The 17,965-nt window shown below is 69.5% G+C and carries 15 protein-coding genes and 1 tRNA gene; 11 read left to right on the top strand and 5 right to left on the bottom strand.

The genetic code is table 11. The features are described from left to right. Positions 1 to 182 precede the first annotated feature (182 nt). The 9 genes from purS to purM all read left to right on the top strand — a co-directional run bounded on the left by purS (position 183) and on the right by purM (position 9,174). The gene (gene purS / locus ACIQU3_RS09535; protein ID WP_031137820.1) at positions 183 to 446 is read left to right on the top strand and encodes a phosphoribosylformylglycinamidine synthase subunit PurS; all 264 of its coding nucleotides are present in this window, start codon (positions 183 to 185) and stop codon (positions 444 to 446) included. After that, a complete protein-coding gene (purQ, locus tag ACIQU3_RS09530; protein WP_403742882.1) occupies positions 443 to 1,123 on the top strand; it encodes a phosphoribosylformylglycinamidine synthase subunit PurQ in 681 nt (226 codons plus the stop codon). Before purS ends, purQ begins: the two co-directional genes overlap by 4 nt. Next, positions 1,120 to 3,378 carry a phosphoribosylformylglycinamidine synthase subunit PurL gene (gene purL, locus ACIQU3_RS09525; RefSeq protein ID WP_403742885.1) on the top strand — a complete coding sequence of 753 codons (2,259 nt, stop codon included), beginning with the start codon at positions 1,120 to 1,122 and terminating at the stop codon, positions 3,376 to 3,378. Before purQ ends, purL begins: the two co-directional genes overlap by 4 nt. A 113-nt stretch (positions 3,379 to 3,491) precedes the next feature. After that, positions 3,492 to 3,992 carry an ArsR/SmtB family transcription factor gene (locus ACIQU3_RS09520; protein WP_403924219.1) on the top strand — a complete coding sequence of 167 codons (501 nt, stop codon included), beginning with the start codon at positions 3,492 to 3,494 and terminating at the stop codon, positions 3,990 to 3,992. 25 nt (positions 3,993 to 4,017) lie between these two features. After that, the gene (locus ACIQU3_RS09515; RefSeq protein ID WP_403742893.1) at positions 4,018 to 4,851 is read left to right on the top strand and encodes a M23 family metallopeptidase; all 834 of its coding nucleotides are present in this window, start codon (positions 4,018 to 4,020) and stop codon (positions 4,849 to 4,851) included. Between the two features lie 10 nt (positions 4,852 to 4,861). Further along, positions 4,862 to 5,659 (top strand): sterol carrier family protein, encoded by a 798-nt coding sequence (locus tag ACIQU3_RS09510; RefSeq protein WP_403742897.1) that lies wholly within the window; start codon positions 4,862 to 4,864, stop codon positions 5,657 to 5,659. Positions 5,660 to 5,696: 37 nt separating this feature from the next. Beyond that, a complete protein-coding gene (locus ACIQU3_RS09505; protein ID WP_403742900.1) occupies positions 5,697 to 6,470 on the top strand; it encodes an META domain-containing protein in 774 nt (257 codons plus the stop codon). 63 nt (positions 6,471 to 6,533) lie between these two features. After that, positions 6,534 to 8,063 (top strand): amidophosphoribosyltransferase, encoded by a 1,530-nt coding sequence (purF, locus tag ACIQU3_RS09500; RefSeq protein WP_361122548.1) that lies wholly within the window; start codon positions 6,534 to 6,536, stop codon positions 8,061 to 8,063. Between the two features lie 43 nt (positions 8,064 to 8,106). Then, on the top strand, positions 8,107 to 9,174 hold the full coding sequence (gene purM / locus ACIQU3_RS09495; RefSeq protein ID WP_403742905.1) for a phosphoribosylformylglycinamidine cyclo-ligase: 1,068 nt from the start codon (positions 8,107 to 8,109) through the stop codon (positions 9,172 to 9,174). Positions 9,175 to 9,258: 84 nt separating this feature from the next. Here the strand turns inward: purM and ACIQU3_RS09490 are convergent, their stop codons facing one another. After that, entirely contained in the window at positions 9,259 to 9,504 is a 246-nt protein-coding gene (locus ACIQU3_RS09490) for a DUF3073 domain-containing protein (protein WP_053669978.1), read from the bottom strand. A gap of 308 nt (positions 9,505 to 9,812) precedes the next feature. After that, positions 9,813 to 10,919, bottom strand: a complete 1,107-nt coding sequence (locus ACIQU3_RS09485) for a Leu/Phe/Val dehydrogenase (RefSeq protein WP_403742909.1) — start codon at positions 10,917 to 10,919, stop codon at positions 9,813 to 9,815. 223 nt (positions 10,920 to 11,142) lie between these two features. On the opposite strand from ACIQU3_RS09485, the gene ACIQU3_RS09480 reads away from it, so the two are divergent. Next, positions 11,143 to 11,988, top strand: coding sequence for a hypothetical protein (locus ACIQU3_RS09480; protein ID WP_403742912.1), 846 nt, complete (start codon positions 11,143 to 11,145; stop codon positions 11,986 to 11,988). A 600-nt stretch (positions 11,989 to 12,588) separates the two neighbouring features. Then, positions 12,589 to 12,795: a developmental transcriptional regulator BldC gene (bldC, locus tag ACIQU3_RS09475; protein ID WP_003949541.1), complete on the top strand. Its 207-nt coding sequence runs from the start codon at positions 12,589 to 12,591 to the stop codon at positions 12,793 to 12,795. A gap of 460 nt (positions 12,796 to 13,255) precedes the next feature. Here the strand turns inward: bldC and ACIQU3_RS09470 are convergent, their stop codons facing one another. From ACIQU3_RS09470 to hrpA, 3 genes are all read right to left on the bottom strand, one after another. Then, positions 13,256 to 13,447, bottom strand: coding sequence for a DUF6274 family protein (locus ACIQU3_RS09470; protein WP_403742915.1), 192 nt, complete (start codon positions 13,445 to 13,447; stop codon positions 13,256 to 13,258). 219 nt (positions 13,448 to 13,666) lie between these two features. After that, positions 13,667 to 13,741 (bottom strand) — tRNA-Asp (locus tag ACIQU3_RS09465). Between the two features lie 93 nt (positions 13,742 to 13,834). Continuing rightward, the gene (gene hrpA / locus ACIQU3_RS09460) at positions 13,835 to 17,779 is read right to left on the bottom strand and encodes an ATP-dependent RNA helicase HrpA (protein WP_403742918.1); all 3,945 of its coding nucleotides are present in this window, start codon (positions 17,777 to 17,779) and stop codon (positions 13,835 to 13,837) included. Between the last annotated feature and the right edge of the window lie 186 nt (positions 17,780 to 17,965).

The following is a 17,965-nucleotide window of genomic DNA, read 5'->3' as shown; positions in this document are numbered from 1 at the left end:
GCGTGTCAGAAGGCAATAGGTGCCGGGTGTCGATCCGGAATCTTTCCCGAAAATTTCGTGTGTGGGTCCGTCGATGCGGGATCGTGATGACGGTCACGTAGTTTCCTACAAGTCAACGCGCGTAGAAATTTTGTGCGGGTAGTCTGAAGGAACCTGCTCAGCACCACACACCGGGAGTGCCAGTGGCACGCGTCGTAGTCGACGTCATGCTCAAGCCGGAGATCCTCGACCCCCAGGGCCAGGCGGTGCAGCGCGCACTGCCGCGGCTGGGTTTCGACGGGATCTCGGACGTCCGCCAGGGAAAGCGTTTCGAACTGGAAGTTGACGGGCCGGTCGACGAGGCCGCCCTCGCCCGCATTCATGATCTTGCGGAGTCCTTCCTCGCGAACACCGTGATCGAGGACTTCACGATCCGGGTCGAGGAAGTCGCGGAGGCCGCGAAGTGACCGCTCGTATTGGCGTCGTCACTTTTCCCGGCAGCCTGGACGACCGTGACACCCGGCGCGCGATCCGCGTCGCGGGCGCCGAGCCGGTCGCCCTGTGGCACAAGGACAAGGACCTCAAGCAGGTCGACGCCGTGGTGCTGTGCGGTGGTTTCTCCTACGGCGACTATCTGCGCGCCGGGGCCATCGCCCGCTTCTCGCCGGTGATGGAGCCCCTGCTGGAGCAGGCGAAGGCCGGTCTGCCGGTGCTCGGCATCTGCAACGGCTTCCAGATCCTCACCGAGGCCCACCTGCTGCCCGGCACGATGCTGCGCAACGACCACCTGCACTTCATCTGCCGCGACCAGAAGCTGCGGGTGGAGAACGCCCGGACCGCCTGGACCACCGACTACTCGGCCGGCCAGGAGATCCACATCCCGCTGAAGAACAACGACGGGCAGTACGTCGCCGACGCGTACACGCTCGACAAGCTGGAGGCCGAGGGCCGGGTGGCCTTCCGGTACCTCGACTTCAACCCCAACGGCTCGCAGCGCGACATCGCCGGCGTCACCAACGAGGCCGGCAACGTGGTCGGCCTCATGCCGCACCCCGAGCACGCCGTCGAGCCGCTGATCGGCACCGGCCGCACCGACGGCCTCCCGTTCTTCACCTCGATCCTCAAGAAGCTGGTCAACGCATGAGCCGGACGCCTCTGGACACGGTCGAGCACGCGGCCGCGACCCCCGACGTCGAGCTGCCCTGGGCCGAACTGGGCCTGAAGAAGGACGAGTACGAGCGGGTCGTGGAGATCCTCGGCCGCCGGCCCACCGGGGCCGAGCTCGCCATGTACTCGGTGATGTGGTCGGAGCACTGCTCGTACAAGAGCAGCAAGGTCCACCTGCGCCAGTTCGGTGAGAAGGCCCCCGAGTCCGACGCGATGCTCGTCGGCATCGGTGAGAACGCCGGTGTCGTCGACGTCGGCCAGGGCTACGCGGTCACCTTCAAGGTCGAGTCGCACAACCACCCGTCGTACGTCGAGCCCTACCAGGGCGCGGCCACCGGCGTCGGCGGCATCGTCCGCGACATCATCGCGATGGGCGCCCGCCCGGTCGCGGTCGTCGACCCGCTGCGTTTCGGCGCGGCCGACCACCCCGACACCAAGCGCGTGCTGCCGGGTGTCGTCGCGGGCATCGGCGGCTACGGCAACTGCCTGGGCCTGCCCAACATCGGCGGCGAGGTCGTCTTCGACGCCTGCTACCAGGGCAACCCGCTGGTGAACGCCGGTGCCATCGGCGTCATGCGACACGAGGACATCCACCTCGCCAAGGCGTCCGGCGCGGGCAACAAGGTCATTCTGTACGGGGCCCGCACCGGCGGCGACGGCATCGGCGGCGCCTCGATCCTGGCCTCCGAGACCTTCGACGACGCCAAGCCCTCGAAGCGCCCGGCCGTGCAGGTCGGCGACCCCTTCCAGGAGAAGCTCCTCATCGAGTGCACCCTGGAGGCCTTCGCCGAGAAGCTGGTCGTCGGCATCCAGGACCTCGGCGCCGCGGGTCTGTCCTGCGCCACGAGCGAGCTGGCCTCCAACGGCTCCGGCGGCATGCGCGTCACCCTGGACGACGTCCCGCTGCGCGACTCCACGCTCTCGCCAGAGGAGATCCTCATGAGCGAGTCGCAGGAGCGCATGTGCGCGGTCGTCGAGCCCGAGAAGGTCGACCGCTTCCTGGAGATCTGCGAGAAGTGGGACGTCATCGCCACCGTCATCGGTGAGGTGACCGACGGCGACCGCCTGGAGATCTACTGGCACGGCGGCAAGATCGTCGACGTCGACCCGCGCACGGTCGCGCACGAGGGCCCGGTCTACGAGCGCCCGTACGCCCGCCCCGACTGGCAGGACACCCTCCAGGCGGACGACGCGAACAAGCTGCCGCGCCCGGTGACCTCCGAGGAGCTGAGGGACCAGGTCCTGAAGCTGGTCGCCTCCCCGAACCAGGCCTCCAAGTCCTGGATCACCAGCCAGTACGACCACTTCGTGCAGGGCAACACCGTCCTCGCCCAGCCCGAGGACTCCGGCATGATCCGGATCGACGAGGAGACCGGCCTCGGCGTGGCCATCGCCACGGACGGCAACGGCCGGTACGCCAAGCTCGACCCGTACCACGGCGCCCAGCTGGCCCTGGCGGAGGCGTACCGCAACGTCGCCACCACCGGTGCCAAGCCGCTCGCCGTCTCCGACTGCCTGAACTTCGGCTCGCCCGAGGACCCGGCGGTGATGTGGCAGTTCGCGGAGGCCGTGCGCGGTCTGGCGGACGCCTGCCTGCAGCTCGGCACGCCGGTCACGGGCGGCAACGTCTCCCTCTACAACCAGACGGGCGAGGCGGCCATCCATCCGACCCCGGTCGTCGCGGTCCTGGGCGTCATCGACGACGTGGCCCGCCGCACCCCGGTCGCCTTCCAGGAGGAGGGCCAGCTGCTCTACCTCCTGGGCGACACGCGTGAGGAGTTCGGCGGCTCGGCCTGGTCGCAGGTCGTCCACGACCACCTCGGCGGTCTGCCGCCCAAGGTCGACCTGGAGCGGGAGCGGCTGCTGGCCGAGATCCTGATCTCCGCGTCCCGCGACGGCATGATCGACTCCGCGCACGACCTGTCCGACGGCGGCCTGATCCAGGCGGTCGTCGAGTCGGCCCTGCTCGGGGAGAAGGGCGCCCGTCTGATCGTCCCGGACGGTCTGGACGCCTTCACCTTCCTCTTCTCCGAGTCGGCGGGCCGCGCGGTCGTGGCCGTACCGCGCTCGGAAGAGGTCCGCTTCAACGACATGTGCGGTGCGCGGGGCCTGCCGGCCACCCGCATCGGCGTCGTCGACGGCGACACCGTGGACGTACAGGGCGAGTTCGCCCTGCCCCTGTCCGAGCTGCGTGAGGCACACGAGGGCACGATCCCGGCCCTGCTGAAGTAGGCAACCGCAGGCAAGCCCCCGCCCGGTCCACCGGGCGGGGGCTTCGCCGTGTCCGGACGGAGGTTGCGCCCTCACCCTTGTGCGTAATTACGTAGTTCCGTAATCTCTGAGACGTGGACCTGGAACAACGCGTCGCAGAGCTCGAACGCCGTCTGGCGGCCCTTGAGGGCACCCGAAGCACCGGCCCGCGCGTCGTCGGGGGCGACTTCTGGGCGCTGAACGGGTTGCAGGAGCAGCTGTCCGAGGCGGAAGCGGCCGACGGCGGTGTCCTCTACACGGGCTCCGTGGGCCTGCCGACGGGAGAGGAGTACTCCTGGCAGATGACCGTCCTCACGGAGGACCTGCTGGAGGGCGACTGGACGACGGGCGCCGAGTCGTTCGCGGCCCTCGGCCACCCGGTCCGTCTCCGGCTGCTGCGCGAGATCCTCGGCGGCCGGCGCACCGCCGCCGAACTCGCCGAGATGGACGAGGTCGGCACGACCGGCCAGATCTACCACCACCTGCGCCAGCTCATCGCCACGGGCTGGCTCCACACGACCGGCCGCGGCCGCCACGAGGTGCCACCGGCCCGGGTCGTACCGCTGCTGGTGGCCCTGGCGACCACCCGCCCGTGACAGCGACGGAACGAGGGGGACGGACATGTCCGCACGCAAGCTCGGCACGACGGTCTTCCGAGGGCTTCACCTGACCTTCGTCGGCATGGTGATCGTCCATGTCCTGACCGGCTGGGACTACGCGGTGTGGTGGGACTTCCTGCCCCTGGTCCTGGCCTACGTCGTGGTCACCGTCACCAACCGCTGGGGCGGTACACCGGACGACCCCGGCGTCGCCCGTGAGCCCCTCGAGGTCGCCGTGCCCGTCACCGGGCGCTGGTCCGCGCTGAACAGTCCGGCCGACCGCACCCCGAGCCACGGTGTGCACGCCCACGGGCAGACGTACGCCATCGACGTCCTCGCCGAGCCCGAGCCGGGCGCCCGCCCGTCCTTCGGCTGGTTCCGGCCGCTCGCCCGCCGGCCCCGGGACTTCCCGGCGTTCGGCGCCCCCGTCCTCGCGGTCGCCGACGCCACGGTCGTACGGGTCGCCGACGGGCAGCGCGATCACCTCAGCCGCACCTCCCTGCCGGGCCTGCTGTACCTGATGCTCGTCGAGGGCTCGATACGCGAGATGTCGGGGGTCCACCGCCTCCTCGGCAACCACCTCGTCCTCGACCTCGGCGACGGCACCTACGCCGCCTACGCCCATCTCCGGCGCGATTCCCTCACCGTCCGCGAGGGCGACCGGGTGCGGGCCGGGCAGGTCGTCGCCCGCTGCGGGAACTCCGGCAACTCCTCCGAGCCGCACCTGCACTTCCAGCTGATGGACGGCCCCGACCCGGACGCGGCCCGGGGCGTCCCCTTCACCTGGCGGGGCATCGGGGTACCCCGGAACGGGGAGGTCTTCGAGGCGGCTCCGCCTGTCACCGCCCGCACCTAGGCTGACGCCCATGCCACCGGCCAAGAAGCGCACCCGCAGCTACGACCCCGTCAAGATCCGCGCGGCGGTGCTCGCACAGTTCGGGCACGTACGGGACGCCGTCGCCGGCCTCACCCCCGAGCAGTTCGCCCTGCCCACCCGGCTGGGCGACTGGACCGTACGGGACCTGACGGCCCATGTCGGGATGAGCCTCGGGGCGGTGTCCCGGCTGACCGGACTGCCGGAACCGGCCAAACAGGACGGCACACTCCTCGACTGGCCCTCCGCGATCGCGGCCGACGCACCGGACATCGCCGCCCACGCCCGCGAACTGGCGGCGGCCCACCCGGATCTGCCCGCCCACCTCGCGGCCACCGAGGAGCGCTTCACCGCCGGCCTCGACGCCCACCCCGGCACCCGGCTCCTCGCCACCAGCGCCGGCGCCCTGACCCTGGCCGACTACCTCGTCACGCGCACCGTCGAACTCGTCGTCCACACCGACGACCTCAACGCCGCCGTCCCCGGCCTGGGCATCCCCTACGACCGTCAGGCCCTCGCGGCCTGCACCCGGCTCCTGGCCGACGCGCTCGCCGCGAAGGCGCCCGGCGGATCGACGGAGGTGCGGGTGCCGCCGTACGCGGTGGTGCAGTGCCTGGAGGGACCGCGGCACACCCGGGGGACCCCGCCCAACGTCGTGGAGACGGACCCGCTGACCTGGATCCGACTGGCGACCGGACGGGTCACATGGGCGTCGGCACTCCAGGACGCCAAGGTCAGCGCCAGCGGGGAGCGGGCCGACCTGTCGGGCTGCCTGCCCCTGCTGCGCTAAGGGGAACCGATCCCCCCGGGTCCCCCGTCGAAGTGGCATGGACAGGCAGAAGCAGCGCATCACCCTGACGGCCGCCGCCATGCTCGTCCCGCTCATGGCGGCCTGCGGCAGCGAGAAGGCGGACGGCGGCAGCGGCTCGGTCGGCGCCGGCAAGCCGGTCACCGGCGTGCGGTGGAGCGTGGACAGCGTCACCGCGGACGGCAGGACGCAGAAGGCCCCCACCGGTGCCCACGTGACCATCGACAAGGGCCGCGCCGAGGGCAGCCTCGGCTGCAACAACTTCAGCGCCGAGGCCACCGTCGACGGCGACCGCGTCCGGCTCGGCAAGACCAGGGCCACCGAGATGGCCTGCGAGAACAAGCCCATGGAGTTCGAGACGACCCTCGCGCGCGCCCTCTCCGGCCAGGAGCTGACGGCGACGGTGGACGACGACCGTCTCACCCTCACCACCGAACGGGGCGACACCGTCCGCCTGAGCGAGGCGAAGGACGCCCCGCTGGCCGGCACCAAGTGGACCGTCACGACCCCGGACGCGGACGGCCGGGCCCACCTCACCTTCGACGAGAAGAAGGGCACCGTCACCGGCAGCCTCGGCTGCAACAAGGTGAACGCCGAGGCCACGGTCAGCGACGGCAATATCACCCTCGGCCCTCCCGCCACGACCCGAATGATGTGCGAAGACTCACTCATGGACGACGAGAAGAAGCTGCTGCGTCTTTTCGACGGAAGGCTGACGTACGCAGTCGATCACCAAACTCTCACGCTGACCAGCGAAAACGGTACGAGTGTGCGAGCGGTCGCCGAGCGGTGATCCACCGGAAAGTCCGGTATCCCCAATTCGGACCAGTGGTCGACCTCGCCTACACTCGGTGGCGTGCCACGTGGTGACGGACGACTCAACCACGACCTGCTCCCCGGTGAGAAGGGCCCCCAGGACGCTTGTGGCGTCTTCGGTGTCTGGGCTCCGGGCGAAGAGGTCGCCAAGCTCACGTACTTCGGGCTCTACGCCCTCCAGCATCGAGGCCAGGAATCCGCGGGAATCGCGGTCAGCAACGGCTCACAGATCCTCGTCTTCAAGGACATGGGCCTGGTTTCCCAGGTCTTCGACGAGACCTCCCTCGGTTCGCTCCAGGGTCACATCGCGGTCGGACACGCCCGCTATTCGACCACCGGTGCCTCCGTCTGGGAGAACGCCCAGCCGACCTTCCGCGCGACCGGACACGGATCCATCGCGCTCGGCCACAACGGCAATCTCGTCAACACGGCCCAGCTCGCCGAGATGGTCGCCGACCTTCCCAAGCAGGAAGGCGGCCGCACCCCGCGCGTCGCGGCGACCAACGACACCGACCTGCTCACCGCGCTCCTCGCGGCCCAGGTCGACGAGGACGGCAAGCCGCTGACCATCGAGGAGGCCGCACACACGGTCCTCCCGCAGGTCAGAGGCGCCTTCTCGCTCGTCTTCATGGACGAGCACACCCTGTACGCGGCCCGCGACCCGCAGGGCATCCGCCCGCTGGTCCTCGGCCGGCTGGAGCGCGGCTGGGTCGTCGCCTCCGAGTCCGCCGCCCTCGACATCTGCGGCGCCAGCTACGTCCGCGAGATCGAGCCGGGCGAGTTCGTCGCCATCGACGAGAACGGCCTCAGGACCTCCCGATTCGCGGACGCGAAGCCCAAGGGCTGTGTCTTCGAGTACGTGTACCTGGCCCGCCCCGACACCGACATCGCCGGCCGGAACGTCTACCTCTCCCGCGTGGAGATGGGCCGCAAGCTGGCGAAGGAGGCCCCGGTCGAGGCCGACCTGGTGATAGCGACGCCGGAGTCCGGCACCCCCGCCGCCATCGGCTATGCGGAGGCCTCCGGCATCCCCTTCGGCAACGGCCTGGTGAAGAACGCCTACGTCGGGCGCACCTTCATCCAGCCCTCGCAGACCATCCGCCAGCTGGGCATCCGTCTGAAGCTGAACCCGCTGAAGGAAGTCATCAAGGGCAAGCGCCTGGTCGTCGTCGACGACTCGATCGTGCGCGGCAACACCCAGCGGGCCCTGGTCCGCATGCTGCGCGAGGCGGGCGCCGCCGAGGTCCACATCCGGATCTCCTCGCCGCCCGTGAAGTGGCCCTGCTTCTTCGGCATCGACTTCGCGACCCGCGCCGAGCTCATCGCCAACGGCATGACGATCGACGAGATCGGCACGTCCCTGGGCGCCGACTCCCTGGCCTACATCTCCATCGACGGCATGATCGAGGCGACCACCATCGCCAAGCCGAACCTGTGCCGCGCCTGCTTCGACGGCGAGTACCCGATGGAGCTCCCGGACCCCGAGCTGCTCGGCAAGCAGCTGCTGGAAACGGAGCTGGCCGCCGGCCCGGCCGCCACGGCCGCCGCCGACGCGATCCGCCGTCCGTAGACGGCCCGTAACACCTGCCGTACGACACGAAGGTTTCATCGTCATGCCTGACACAACTGGTGCCAGCTACGCAGCCGCGGGCGTCGACATCGAAGCGGGCGACCGCGCCGTCGAACTGATGAAGGAGTGGGTGAAGAAGGCCCAGCGCCCCGAGGTCCTCGGCGGCCTCGGCGGCTTCGCCGGTCTCTTCGACGCCTCCGCCCTGAAGAACTACGAGCGGCCCCTGCTCGCATCCGCCACGGACGGCGTCGGCACCAAGGTCGACATCGCCCGCCAGCTGGGCGTCTACGACTCCATCGGCCACGACCTGGTCGCCATGGTCATGGACGACATCGTGGTCTGCGGCGCCGAGCCGCTGTTCATGACCGACTACATCTGCGTCGGCAAGGTCCACCCCGAGCGGGTCGCCGCCATCGTCAAGGGCATCGCCGAAGGCTGTGTGCTGGCCGGCTGCGCCCTGGTCGGCGGCGAGACGGCCGAGCACCCGGGCCTGCTGGGCGAGGACGACTTCGACGTCGCCGGTGCCGGTACGGGCGTCGTGGAGGCCGACCGGCTGCTCGGCGCCGATCGCATCCGGACGGGCGACGCGGTGATCGCCATGGCGTCCTCCGGGCTTCACTCGAACGGGTACTCGCTCGTCCGCCATGTCCTGCTCAACCAGGCCGGTCTGGCCCTGGACGCGCACGTGGAGGAGCTCGGCCGCACCCTCGGCGAGGAGCTGCTGGAGCCGACGAAGATCTACTCGCTGGACTGCCTGGCCCTGATGCGCACCACCGAGGTGCACGCCTTCAGCCACATCACCGGCGGCGGACTCGCGGCGAACCTCGCCCGGGTCATCCCGGACGAGCTGCACGCGATCGTGGACCGCTCCACCTGGACCCCGGCCCCGATCTTCGACCTCGTCGGCCGCACCGGCAGCGTCGAACGCCTGGAGCTCGAGAAGACCCTGAACATGGGCGTCGGCATGATCGCGATCGTGCCCCAGGAGTCCGTGGAGGTGGCCCTCGCCACCCTCGCCGACCGCGGCGTGGACGCCTGGGTGGCCGGAGAGATCACGGACCGGGGCGAGCACACCACCGGTGCCGCCCTGATCGGTGACTACGCGAGCTGAGCCACGGGTTCATGACCCTGCGGGCAGCACAGAACCCGGTCGGTGACCTTCGGCCACCGACCGGGTGAGTGCGTCAGTGCAGGGTCAAGCGCCGCGACGATGCTGCGAAGACTGGCCGTCCTCGTCGTCGTCGTCCTCGTAGAGGTCGGCGTACCGTGCGTACAGGTCGTCGTCCTCATCGTCTTCGAACGGCTCGCCGTTAGGCGGCTGCGGATTCGAAGGCGATGCACCCAGCTCCTCGGCCAGGCGTGAGAGGTCAGTCCCACCGCTGTTGTACTTCAGCTGGCGGGCGACCTTCGTCTGCTTGGCCTTGGCCCGGCCGCGCCCCATGGCTCGACCCCCTCAACGACGGGGCTCGACGGCCCCAGAGTCTTGACACGCGTTCATGGTCCGGCACGGACTCTCCGCAGAGAGACCGTGTCCGTAGGGCTTCCACGGTACCTGAGCCCGCGCCCATACGGTACGTCGCCCGCATGACGTGCCCGCGCCCAGGACCTTCGAGGCGCCCCGTCCTCGCTGGTCAACCGCGATTTTAACCACTTATCGACGGTCGACCCGCCGGTAGAAGTGAGAGTTCTCTCTAACTGCCCACCGACGGGTACCGGTCAAACGTGCGAGACGCCGGGGCCGGCCCGGGATCACCGGGCCCGGCGGGCCAGGGCCGCGTCGTGCATCCGCTGCTCGGCGATCCGGTCGGCCGCCGCGGCCGGCGGAATGCCGTCCTCCTTCGCACGTGCGAATATGGCCAGCGTGGTGTCGAAGATCTTCGACGCCTTCGCCTTGCACCGGTCGAAGTCGAAGCCGTGCAGCTCGTCGGCGACCTGGATGACCCCGCCCGCGTTCACCACGTAGTCCGGCGCGTAGAGGATCCCGCGGTCGGCGAGGTCCTTCTCCACGCCCGGGTGGGCGAGCTGGTTGTTGGCGGCGCCGCAGACCACCTTGGCGGTGAGCGCCGGCACGGTGTCGTCGTTCAGGGCCCCGCCGAGCGCGCAGGGGGCGTAGATGTCGAGGCCCTCGGCGCGGATCAGGGTCGCGGTGTCGGCGACGGCCGTCACGCCCGTCGGGTGCGCCGCGAGGATCCGGCCCACGGCCTCCTCGCGCACATCGGTGATGACGACCTCGGCGCCCTCCGCCCGCAGGTGCTCGACCAGGTGGTGGCCGACCTTGCCCACACCGGCGATGCCGACGCGCTTGCCCCGCAGCGAGGGGTCCCCCCACACGTGCTGTGCGGAGGCGCGCATGCCCTGGTAGACGCCGTAGGCGGTGAGGACGGAGGAGTCCCCGGCGCCGCCGTTCTCGGGGGAGCGGCCGGTCGTCCAGCGGCACTCGCGGGCCACCACGTCCATGTCGGCGACGTACGTGCCGACGTCGCAGGCGGTCACGTAGCGGCCGCCCAGCGACGCGACGAACCGGCCGTAGGCGAGGAGCAGCTCCTCGCTCTTGACCGTGTCCGGGTCGCCGATGATCACGGCCTTGCCGCCGCCGTGGTCCAGACCGGCCATGGCGTTCTTGTACGACATCCCGCGGGCGAGGTTCAGCGCGTCGGCGACGGCTTCGGCCTCGGTCGCGTACGGGTAGAAGCGCGTACCGCCGAGCGCGGGGCCCAGGGCGGTGGAGTGGAGGGCGATGACGGCCTTGAGGCCGCTCGCGCGGTCCTGGCAGAGCACGACTTGCTCATGTCCGCCCTGGTCCGAGTGGAACAGGGTGTGCAGTACATCAGCAGGTGCGCCGGTTACGTCGGTCACTGTGGTGACTCCTGAGTAAGTTGCGGCGGGTGGAGAGCAGGCCCCGTACGGGTGGCGGGGACTGTTGAGCATGAGATTAGAGCCTGGTGGCCCCGCCGGCCGCACCGTGCACAGGATCCCCTCCGACCGGAGTACACCCGTGCGACGATTTGCATAGATTTCCCGCGCGATCGTGAGCGGGTCCGGCAGGTTTTCGCGGCGGAGCGCGGGGGAGGGAGCAGGCGTGCCCAAGGTGACCTCGGTGATCGTCCCCTACGCGACCTATCTGCGCGTGTACGAACCGCTGGCCGCCTTCCCCGAGCCGGAGCGCAGCCAGTGGGCCCGCTACGCCCGTCGCACGGACCGCCCCTCGTACCAGGACGAACTCCGCCGTGCCCTGACCGACTTGGCGCCCACCCCGCCGGTCCCGGTGCCGGTGCACGAGAGCGAGGACGCCTTCGTGCTGGAGGTCGACGGCGTGGTCTGCGTCTGCCCCTGGCGCACCCGGCTGCGCGGCTGGCTGGCCCTGGAGGAGCTGTCCGAGGAGTTGCCCCGGCCGGTCATGGACACGGTCCTGCCGCCCGTCCTGCGGCGCCAGGCGGCCCAGGACTACGAGCGCTGGCTGGCGATCAACCCGGACGCCCGGCCGTGGATCCGTACGGCCACCTGGCAGGTGCCGATCAACTGGTTCGTGCTGGTCTCCGACGATGAGCGCGAGTACGACAAGGGGGCGTCGGCCGACAGCCCGCCCGTGCTGCGCTACCGCACCCCCATGGTCCAGGCCCGCCGGCGGGTGGCCCGGGGCCTGCGTGCCCTGCGGGAGGCCATGGACGAAGGGCCGCTGATCGACGGGCTGACGGACGTCGGACGCTGGCTGGAGGAGTTCCACCCGCGTTCGCTCGTGGAACTGGACTACGGCGGCCTGGTGCACGCGGTGCCCGCCGGGGCGCTGGAGGACGATCATTCGGCCGCGGACGTGGCCGAGGGGATCGCCGCGCTGCGCAGGGGCGACGGGGAGGCCGCGGGGAAGGCGTACGCCCGGCTCGTGGAGCGCTGGCGTTCCGTACGGGATCTGCGGTCGGCCAACTGACCCCTGACCTTGATGTCCGTACACACCGCTCGCATTCGGTCACGAACTGACGTTTGACGAACCGCCCGATTTGGGGTTTCGTCCTCGCACCGAGTTCCTGAAGCGGGCCGTGTTCTTCCTGAGGCTTCGTCAACAAGGGACGTAGGACCCGATCCGGGCAGATCTCTCAAGTAGGCCAAGCGTGACGGAGTACACGTACGAGGCTCTTGCGTCCCTTGCCCCTCCTCATGCCAAAATAGGACAAGGAGTCCGGGGAGGGCTCCTTCCGTCCTATGGTGCTGCACTATGGGCGGAATCTCAGCATTGCACGCTTTGGGGGGGTCTGGTGACTTCCTGATCACCCTGTGACTGATCGTCACAGCGGTGTGACTGTCCGCTATGGCATGGTCCATCGGCTTCCGTCGCTGATGAACACCTGGAGGGGCAATTCCATCGGTTTGGCCGACGCGGCTGGACAGATGGTGTAGTTGTAGTGCCGAGGACAAGCCGTTCGTCCTATAACCGACTCGACTCGCGTCCGCCATTTCGGGCAACGCGGGTCAAGGTGCAGAATTTAGAGGAAAGAACCGAGAAGGTTCGGTTCTCCCGAGGAGGCCGCTCATGACCGCTCGCACCCCTGATGCCGAGCCGCTGCTGACCCCGGCTGAGGTCGCCACCATGTTCCGTGTGGACCCGAAGACGGTCACGCGGTGGGCGAAGGCCGGCAAGCTCACGTCGATCCGCACGCTCGGCGGGCATCGGCGTTACCGCGAGGCTGAGGTCCGCGCTCTGCTCGCGGGTATCCCGCAGCAGCGCAGCGAGGCCTGAACAACTGAATAACCGGGCAAACCGGTCGGCCCCCACTGGCCGCGGCGCCCGGAACCGCAGCTCCAAGCGACGCGGGTCCTGCCCCAACAGGCCCCACGCCCAAGCCACTCAGAGCTCTCCAGGCATACAACAGGGTGCGTCGTCGATCGCGCTGGACTCCGCCGGGTCCAGCGCGATCTTTTTTGTGCGCCCGCGGTGGGTCTGCCGAGGCTGCTGTGCGCGGCCTTGTAGGAGCCTGGGGAGGGGTGTCGGATCCCCTGGGGGTGAGACCCCGGACAGGGTGCAATTGCACATATTAAATTGACCCTTTGTAGGTGGGGCGTAAGTACCGCACTTCCCGAAACTCATGCGGTGACACCCGTCACATACCAAGCGGCTTGTTAGCTCCGCCCGGGGTGCGGTAGAGAAGCCGCTCTTGCCAGCAGCCCGCGTAGGCACGGGTGTTGGGGCCGCAGGTGGGTCATGCCGGCGCCGGGCTCTCGTCCTCCTGAGGCGGGGCCGCGGTCCCGGTGGCACGCGGTGCGGACTCCATCGCCAGCCGCAGCAGGCGATGGCATATCGGGCAGTGCCGTGTGAGGTGCCGGTACGACGACGCGGCCGACAGGTGCGCGCGGAGCAGAGCCCGCGTCTCGTGCCTGGCCACTGCCGCCATACGCCACCTCCGGAGGCCGTAGGGAGAACGGCCCTGGTTCTGGGGTACCGAGGGATTGAGGGACCGTCAAGACGGCGTGTATCGCACCGGAGACGGATGCTGAGGCCAGGCACATGAAAGAGCCGGGGATCCGTGGACCGGGACGCGGGTGAGAGCGGGCCATGAAGACCCGGGAGCAATGCGAAGAGCCCGGATCCGAAGATCCGGGCTCTTTCGCTGCGGTCCTGACGGGATTTGAACCCGCGGCCTCCACCTTGACAGGGTGGCGAGCACTCCAAACTGCTCCACAGGACCAGGTTTCGCGGCGCCATTCGTGCGTTGCGCTGCGAGAAGAGACTGTACAGGAGGGTGGGCCCCTGGTCGAACTCACCCTGCGTGCTGTTCCCGTTACGGCACGGCCGCGTCGATCGCCTTCACGATCCGCTTGTCGGAGACGGGGTACGCCGTGCCCAGCGCGTGGGCGAAATAGCTGACCCGGAGCTCCTCGATCATCCAGCGGATGTCCAGCACCGAGGACGGGACGGGCCGGCCCTGCGGCAGCTGCTCCAGCAGCCAGGCGTACTCGTCCCGCATCTCGTGGACCTTCTGCATCCGCGTGGTGTCCCGTTGCACGTTCGTCGGCATCTGCTGCAGACGCCGGTCGGCGGCCACCAGATAGCGCATCAGGTCCGGCATCCGGCGCAGGCCCGCCTCCGTCACGAAGCCGGGCTTCACCAGGGCGTCCAGCTGACCCCGCACGTCCTGGAGATTCGGCAGCAGCGCGGGGCTGCGTACGGCCTTCAGGCGGCGCTCACAGGCCTGCCAGGCGGCCAGGACCTGCTGCACCTGCCCCACCGTACGCACCGTCGTGTCGACGATCTCGGCGCGCACCTTGTCGTACAGCTTGCGGTACGACTCCTCGTCCCACGCCGGGCCGCCGAAATCCCCGATGAGCTTGTCGGCGGCGGCCATCGCGCAGTCGTCGAACAGGCCCTGGATCGAGCCGTGCGGGTTGGCGGACAGGGCCAGCTTCTGCGCGTTCGTCAGCTTCTCGGACGCGAACTTCGCCGGGTTGACCGGGATGTTGCGCAGGATCAGCCGACGGGTGCCCTTCCACATGGCCTGCGCCTGCTCCACCTCCGTGTCGAAGAGGCGCACGGAGACCGTGTCGCCGTCGTCGACCAGGGCCGGGTACGCCTTCACCGGCTGACCGGCCCGGCGGGTCTCGAAGACGCGGGTGAGTGTGCCGATCGTCCAGTCGGTCAGGCCCGAGCGCTCCAGGGACTCGCCACCGGAGCGCTCCGCGGTCGCCGCGGCGGCCTGGGAGAGGGCCTTGCGGGCCTTCGGGCGCAGCTTCAGCTTCAGCGCCTCCAGGTCCTTGTCCTCGGCCAGTTTGCGGCGCCGCTCGTCAACGATCCGGAACGTGATCTTCAGGTGGTCGGGGACCTTGGACAGGTCGAAGTCGTCCGCCTCGAAGGGCACACCGACCATGAGCCGCAGCTCGCGGGTCATGGTCGCGGTGAGGGGTTCCTGGAGAGGGACGGCCCGGTCCAGGAACGCCTTCGCGAAGTTGGGCGCGGGGACGTAGTTGCGCCGGATCGGCTTGGGCAGGGACCGGATCAGCTCCGTCACCAGTTCCTCGCGCAGGCCCGGGATCTGCCAGTCGAAGCCCTCGTCCGTGACCTGGTTGAGGACCTGGAGGGGGATGTGCACGGTCACGCCGTCGGCGTCCGCCCCCGGCTCGAACTGGTACGTCACCCGGAACTTCAGGTTCCGCTGGCGCCACGAGTCGGGGTAGTCGGCCTTGGTGACCTCGCCCGCCTTCTCGTTGATGAGCATCTCGCGCTCGAAGTCGAGGAAGTCGGGCTGCTCGTGCCGCTTGCGCTTCCACCAGGAGTCGAAGTGGGCTCCGGAGACGACGTGTTCGGGGATCCGCTGGTCGTAGAAGTCGTACAGGGTCTCGTCGTCGACCAGGATGTCCCGGCGCCGGGCGCGGTGCTCCAGCTCCTCGACCTCGGTGAGGAGGCGGCGGTTGTCCGAGAAGAACTTGTGGTGCGTGCGCCAGTCGCCTTCGACCAGTGCGTTCCGGATGAACAGCTCACGGCTGATCTCGGGGTCGACCCGCCCGTAGTTGACCTTCCGCTGGGCGACGATCGGCACGCCGTAGAGCGTGACCTTCTCGTACGCCATCACCGCGGCCTGGTCCTTCTCCCAGTGCGGTTCGCTGTAGGTGCGTTTGACGAGGTGCGCGGCGAGGGGCTCGACCCACTCGGGCTCGATCTTCGCGTTGACGCGGGCCCAGAGGCGGGAGGTCTCGACGAGCTCGGCGGACATCACGAAACGCGGGGGCTTCTTGAAGAGGGCCGAACCCGGGAAGACCGCGAACTTGGCGTTGCGCGCGCCCAGATACTCGTTCTTCGCGCCCTCCTTCACGTCCTTCATGCCGATGTGCGACAGGAGGCCGGCGAGGAGGGAGAGATGGATGCGGTCGGCCGGGGCGTCGTCCTCGTTGAGATGGATGCCCATCTGCTTCGCGACCGTGCGCAACTGCGAGTAGATGTCCTGCCATTCGCGGATGCGAAGGAAGTTGAGGTACTCCTGCTTGCACATCCGGCGGAACGAGGACGACCCGCGTTCCTTCTGCTGCTCGCGGAGGTAACGCCAGAGGTTGAGGTAGGCGAGGAAGTCGCTGGTCTCGTCCTTGAAGCGGGCGTGCTGCTGATCGGCCTGGGTCTGCTTGTCGGCGGGGCGCTCACGCGGGTCCTGGATGGACAGCGCGGCGGCTATGACCATCACCTCGCGCACACAGCCGTTCCTGTCGGCCTCCAGGACCATCCGGGCGAGCCGCGGGTCGACGGGCAGCTGGGCCAGTTTGCGGCCGGTGTCCGTCAGCCTCTTGCGGGGGTCCTTCTGCGCCGGGTCGAGGGCGTTCAGCTCCTGGAGCAGCTGGACACCGTCGCGGATGTTGCGGTGGTCCGGCGGGTCGATGAAGGGGAACTTCTCGATGTCGCCGAGGCCGGCGGCGGTCATCTGCAGGATGACGGAGGCGAGGTTGGTGCGGAGGATCTCCGCGTCCGTGAACTCCGGCCGGGCGTTGAAGTCGTCCTCGCTGTACAGGCGGATGCAGATGCCGTCGGACGTACGGCCGCAGCGGCCCTTGCGCTGGTTGGCGCTGGCCTGCGAGACCGGCTCGATGGGCAGCCGCTGGACCTTGGTGCGATGGCTGTAGCGGGAGATCCGCGCGAAGCCGGGGTCGATGACGTACTTGATGCCCGGGACGGTCAGCGAGGTCTCTGCGACGTTCGTGGCCAGAACGATCCTGCGACCGGTGTGCGGCTGGAAGACGCGGTGCTGCTCGGCGTGGGAGAGCCGGGCGTAGAGGGGCAGGATCTCGGTGAATCTGTACTGCTTCTTCGTGAGCGCGTCGGCCGTGTCCCGGATCTCCCGCTCACCGGAGAGGAAGACGAGGATGTCGCCCTTGCCCTCCTTCTGGAGCTCCTCCACGGCATCGGTGATCGCCGTGATCTGATCGCGGTCGGCGTCGTCGCCGTCCTCCTCCAGCAGCGGCCGGTAGCGGACCTCCACCGGGTACGTACGGCCGCTGACCTCGATGATCGGGGCGTCGCCGAAATGCCGCGAGAAGCGCTCGGGGTCGATCGTGGCAGAGGTGATGACGACCTTGAGGTCGGGGCGCTTGGGCAGCAGCTGGGCGAGGTAGCCCAGCAGGAAGTCGATGTTGAGGGACCGCTCGTGGGCCTCGTCGATGATGATCGTGTCGTAGGCGCGCAGCTCGCGGTCGGTCTGGATCTCGGCGAGCAGGATGCCGTCGGTCATGAGCTTGACGAAGGTGGCGTCCGGGTCGACCTGATCGGTGAAGCGGACCTTCCAGCCGACGGCCTCACCGAGCGGGGTGTCCAGCTCCTCGGCGACGCGCTCGGCGACGGTGCGGGCCGCGATCCTGCGCGGCTGCGTGTGCCCGATCATGCCGCGCACGCCGCGCCCCAGTTCGAGACAGATCTTGGGGATCTGCGTCGTCTTGCCGGAGCCGGTCTCACCGGCGACGATCACGACCTGGTGGTCGCGAATGGCCTCGGCGATCGCGTCCTTCTTCTGGCTGACCGGCAGCTGCTCGGGGTAGGTGACCTCGGGCACGAGGGCACGGCGGCCGGCCATGCGCTCCTCGGCCCTGCCGACCTCCGCCTCGATCTCGGCGAGCACGGCGGCCCGCGCCTCCGGCTTGCGGATCTTGCGCGCGCCTTCGAGCCTGCGCCCGAGCCGGTGCGCGTCGCGCAGGGAGAGCTCGGTCAGGCGGGGGGCGAGGGCGCCGAGGGCGGGGGCGGGGTGCGTAGACATACGCGGTCCAGGATCTCATCCCGGCGAATTTCATGGCTAACGCTTTTGCCGCCGACCGTGGAGTGTCGGCGGTGCGGCGCGGGCCGTGGGGCGCGAGGCGTGGGGAGCGTCTCGTGCGGCGCGGGCCGTGGGGCCGGGTCCGGCCGGCACGAAGCCGCCGCTCACGAGAGGTGAACGGCGGCTTCG

This window comes from Streptomyces sp. NPDC101110 (assembly GCF_044759525.1).
Classification (GTDB): domain Bacteria; phylum Actinomycetota; class Actinomycetes; order Streptomycetales; family Streptomycetaceae; genus Streptomyces.
This window is presented reverse-complemented; position numbering and strand designations above follow the sequence as displayed.